This window comes from Acidisphaera rubrifaciens HS-AP3 (genome assembly GCF_000964365.1).
Taxonomy (GTDB): Bacteria; Pseudomonadota; Alphaproteobacteria; order Acetobacterales; family Acetobacteraceae; genus Acidisphaera; species Acidisphaera rubrifaciens.
The window spans coordinates 1-4,373 of the sequence record NZ_BANB01000421.1; the positions used below are offsets into that span (position 1 = coordinate 1).

General features: G+C 71.0%; 5 protein-coding genes and 1 pseudogene. 2 read left to right on the forward strand and 4 right to left on the reverse strand.

Going from position 1 to position 4,373, the window contains the following annotated elements; translation table 11 throughout:
* The 4 genes and pseudogenes from B8460_RS12245 to B8460_RS12260 all read right to left on the reverse strand — a co-directional run.
* A pseudogene (locus B8460_RS12245) lies at nt 1–233 on the reverse strand (hypothetical protein); the annotation flags it as partial.
* Complete coding sequence (locus tag B8460_RS12250) at nt 230–784, reverse strand: DUF6468 domain-containing protein (protein ID WP_048861886.1); 555 nt, start codon at nt 782–784, stop codon at nt 230–232. The pseudogene B8460_RS12245 and the gene B8460_RS12250, both read right to left, overlap by 4 nt.
* Nucleotides 785–829: 45 nt before the next feature.
* On the reverse strand, nt 830–1,927 hold the full coding sequence (gene fliM / locus B8460_RS12255) for a flagellar motor switch protein FliM (RefSeq protein ID WP_084623585.1): 1,098 nt from the start codon (nt 1,925–1,927) through the stop codon (nt 830–832).
* Entirely contained in the window at nt 1,924–2,427 is a 504-nt protein-coding gene (locus B8460_RS12260) for a flagellar basal body-associated FliL family protein (RefSeq protein WP_048861887.1), read from the reverse strand. The genes fliM and B8460_RS12260 overlap by 4 nt, the downstream gene beginning before the upstream one ends.
* Before the next feature lie 241 nt (nt 2,428–2,668).
* Here B8460_RS12260 and B8460_RS12265 point away from each other — a divergent pair, with 241 nt between their 5' ends.
* Both B8460_RS12265 and flgG read left to right on the forward strand, forming a co-directional pair.
* A complete protein-coding gene (locus tag B8460_RS12265) occupies nt 2,669–3,403 on the forward strand; it encodes a flagellar hook-basal body complex protein (RefSeq protein ID WP_048861888.1) in 735 nt (244 codons plus the stop codon).
* 130 nt (nt 3,404–3,533) lie between these two features.
* Nucleotides 3,534–4,319: a flagellar basal-body rod protein FlgG gene (flgG, locus tag B8460_RS12270; RefSeq protein ID WP_048861889.1), complete on the forward strand. Its 786-nt coding sequence runs from the start codon at nt 3,534–3,536 to the stop codon at nt 4,317–4,319.
* The last annotated feature ends 54 nt before the right edge of the window (nt 4,320–4,373 follow it).

Consider the following 4,373-nt stretch of genomic DNA (forward strand, 5'->3'; position numbering starts at 1 on the left):
GCCGGCGCGCCCGGTGAGGCCGGCTTCGGCATGGACGGCGCCGGGGCCGGCGTCCGTGCGGACGGCGTGTCCGGGGTCGGCTGCGGCGGCGTCGTGCCGGTGGCCGCGCGGGCCTCCGTCCCGATCACCACGCGGACGAGCCCGACGGTCTTGACCGACAGCAGCAGCGCCAGCGCGCCGATCGTCACCGGCAGCAGACGGAGCCCGCGCGCACGACCCGCCGTGGCGCTCATCGCGCGAGCCTCAAAGCCTGCATCAGGTCACGTTCGGCCTGACTGCGCAGACGCGGGGCCGGCGCCGGCGCGCCGGTCGTGTCGGTCTCGATTCCGTCCCCGGCCATGGCGCGGCCTGACGGGATGAGACCGGCCGGAAGATGGCCCGCGAAACCGTAGCCGGAGGACACAGGCCCAACCGGCGGGTCGCCGAACGGCATGGCAGCGGGGGACGAACCGCCTGCCGGGCGGGCGGCGCGCACGGCCGCGTCCAGCCGGTCCGCGGCCTGCCCGGCGCGCCCGACCAGAAAGCCGAGATCGTCCTTGAGCGCGACGGCGCTCTCGATCTGGCGCGCGATCCGCCGCCCGGCGTCGTCGGCCGCTTCGCGCAGCTGCGCGACGCCCGCCTCCGCCTGCCGGGTGCTGGCATTGAAGCCGGCCACCAGCGCCTCCAGCGCCGCCCGGTCACGCTTCAGCACGCCGAGCGCCCGTTCAAGCCGCAGGGCGTGAAACAGCGTCGCGCCCAGCAGCGCGACAAGACCCAGCTCCAGCCCCCATTCAAGTGCGCCCATGCCCCACCGCGTCGCAGGTCCCTCGTCCGCCGTTATCCGCGACACTCATTGATGGGGCGTAACCGGCCGCGGCAGATCGCGCTCGATCCGCACGGCAACGCGGCTCTTGCGTCGCCCCACCCGCCCCTCGAACAGCGAAACGTTGCCGCACCGCAGCGTCACCGGTGCGCCCGGCGCCGTGTTGAGGGTGATGCGGCTGCCAGGCCGCAGCGCCATGACGTCCGAGAGGCGCATCGTCTGTTCGTCGAGCACGATCTCGAGGTCGACGTCGGTGCCCCACAGCTCCTCGGCCAGATGGGTCTCCCAGATCGAGTCGCGGCCGAACTTCTCGCCCATGAATTGCTGGAGCAGCAGCTCGCGCACCGGCTCCAGCGTGGCATAGGGCAGCAGCAGCTCCATCCGGCCGCCGCGATCCTCCATGTCGATGCGCAGACGGGCGAGCACCGCCGCGTTGGACAGGCGGCTGATCGCGACGAAGCGCGGATTGACCTCCAGCCGCTCGAAGCGGAACGTCACCGGACAAAGCGGATCGAAGCTCGCAGTGAGGTCGGCCAACACGACGCGGATCAGCCGTTCCACGAGGCTTCGCTCGATCGTTGTGTAGGGCCGGCCCTCGATGCGCATCGGCGCCGTGCCGCGCCGGCCGCCGAGCAGGACGTCGACGATCGAATAGATCATCGCGCTGTCGACGACCATCAGGCCGTAATTGTCCCACCCCTCCGCCTTGAAGACGGCGAGCATGGCAGGCAGGGGGATCGAGTTCAGGTAGTCGCCGAACCGCAGCGAGACGATGTTGTCGATGCTGACCTCGACGTTGTCGCTCGTGAAGTTGCGCAGGCTGGTGGACATGATGCGGACCAGCCGGTCGAACACGATCTCCAGCATCGGCAGGCGCTCGTAGGAGACGAGCCCGCTGCTGATGATCCGCTCGATCCCGCTCGCGTCCGCCCCACCGGCGTCGCCCCCGTCCACGCCGAGGAGGCTGTCGATTTCCGCCTGATTGAGCACCCGCGCGGGCTCCGCGATGCCGCCGTCGCCGGCGGCAGCGCCCCAGGCGGCGGCGAGCGCCTCGTCGTCGTCGGGCGCGTCGTCGCGGGGCGCGTCGTCGTCGGGCACGCCGTCCTGTCCGGCCGCGCCGCTCATTGCACCAGCAGTTCCTCGAACAGTACATCCTGGATATGCGCGGGCGCCGCGACGAGGGTCGCGCGGGCGATCAGTTCCTCGCGCAGACGGTAGGTGCCGGCGGAGCCCCGGAACTCCTCCGGCCGCATGTCGCGCAGATGGGTCTGGAACAGGTCGATCAGGCGCGGCATCGCCGCCTGCACCGGCCCGGTATCGGCGCTCCCGGCGACTTCGAGCTTGGCGCGCAGCTTCACGTAGCTCGGCCGGCGCGGATTGCCGTTGAGGTTGGCCACCATCTCCGGCACGTCGATATAGACCGGCGGCGCCGCGGCGACGGCGTGCACCTGCGTCGCGGTGCCGTGTCCGAGCAGCCGCGGCAGGATGCCGGTGAACCAGAGGCCGGCGCCGATGACGCCGAGCAGCACCGGCACGGCCAGCATCAGCAGCTTTCGCCGCCCGCCGCCCGTCGCCGCTGGCGCCGTCCCGTCCGCCGTCGCCGGGGCCGCCGTGTCCACGCTCATTGCCCACCCGCCGCCATCTGCACCGCGACAGCATGGCCCCGGCAGATGAACGAAACCTTGCGCGCGGCAGGAACTGCCATGCGCGCCGGCCGCCCGGCAGAAGATGCCGGGACGATTTGGCCCGCCGCGGCGGGCCGCCCGCGTTGGCGCTTGTCGGATCAACGCTTTAGGCGCCGGCACGCGGGTCGCATCCGCGACGGTGCGGCGCAGCCGGCGGTCGGCGCGCGACGGGGGAACGACGATGGAAATCGCGACGATGGTGGCGGCCTCGCGGCTGGTGGCGATGCAGCGGGCGATGGATGTCACGGCCGACAACCTCGCGAACGCCGACACGGCGGGGTTCAAGGCCGAGCGGATGCTGTTCAGCGACTGGCTGTCGCGCCAGCCGGGGACGCCGGGCGGCGCCGAACGACAGATCGCCTACACGCAGGACCGCGCGACGTGGCGGGACCAGCGGTCGGGCACGCTGACCCATACCGGCAACCCGTTCGACATCGCGCTGAGCGGTGATGGGTACTTTACTGTACAGACCGCCGCCGGGCCGCGCCTGACGCGGGCGGGGCGCTTCGCGCCGACGCCGGACGGCATGCTCGCGGATCTTGCCGGCAACAAGCTGCTCGACACCACCGGCCAGCCGATCCAGCTCGCGCAGGGCGACACCACGGTGACGATCGCCGGCGACGGCACCGTCAGCGATCAGGGCGGCGAGATCGCCAAGATCGGCGTCGTGCAGCCGACCGATCCGATGCGCATGACGGCCGAGGGCGCCGCACGGCTGCGCGCCGACACGCCGACCGCGCCCGTCGCCGCGCCGCAGATCGTCCAGGGCGCGGTCGAGGACAGCAACGTCCAGCCGATCGCCGAGGTCACGCACATGGTCGACATGCAGCACGAGTTCCAGTTCGTCGCGGGCTTCCTGCAGGCGGAGAGCGACCGCCAGCAGAACGCCGTCGACAAGCTGCTGCCGAGGGCCTGAGACGATGCGCCACCTCGATTTCGCACGTCACGCGGCCATCGCCGCCCTCGCGCTGCTGGCCGCCGCCGGGCTCGCCTCGGCGTCGGTCTCCCCGCTACTCGTCCACCTCGCGTTCGGCTGAGCACCGCCCATGCGCTCGCTCGATATCGCCGGCACCGGGATGCAGGCGCAGCAGACGAACGTCGAAGTGATCTCCAACAACATCGCCAACATGACGACGACCGGCTTCAAGCGGCGGCGCGCGGAGTTCCAGGACCTGATCTACCAGAACCTGCGGCGGGTCGGCTCCAACTCCTCCGACACCGGCACGATCGTCCCGGCCGGCGCGCAGGTCGGGCTCGGCGTCAACACGGCGGCGATCTACCGCATCGGCGAGCAGGGCAACCTCCAGCAGACCAGCAACAGCCTCGACGTCGCGATCCAGGGCACCGGCTATTTCCAGGTCACGCTGCCGTCCGGCGAGATCGCCTATACCCGCGACGGTACGTTCGGCCTGTCGCCGGACGGGCAGATCGTCACGGCGGACGGCTATGTCGTGCTGCCCGGCATCACCATCCCCACCAACGCGCAGAGCGTGACCATCAACGCCGATGGCGAGGTGCAGGTGACCTATGCCGGGCAGACGGTGCCGGCGACGGTCGGGCAGTTGCAGATCGCGGCCTTTCCCAACGAGGCCGGGCTGGATGCGCAGGGATCGAACCTGCTGCTGCAGACCGCCGCCTCCGGCAATCCGGTGACCGGCAACCCGAACTCGCCGGGATTCGGGTCGCTGATGCAGGGCTATGTCGAGACATCGAACGTCAACGTGGTGACCGAGATCACCAACCTGATCACCGCCCAGCGCGCGTACGAGATGAACAGCAAGGTCATCACGGCGTGCGACCAGATGCTGTCCACCCTGACCAATCTGAGGTGACGCCATGCGCCCTCCCCCCACCCGCCGCCACGGCGCAATCGCGCTGGCGGCGCT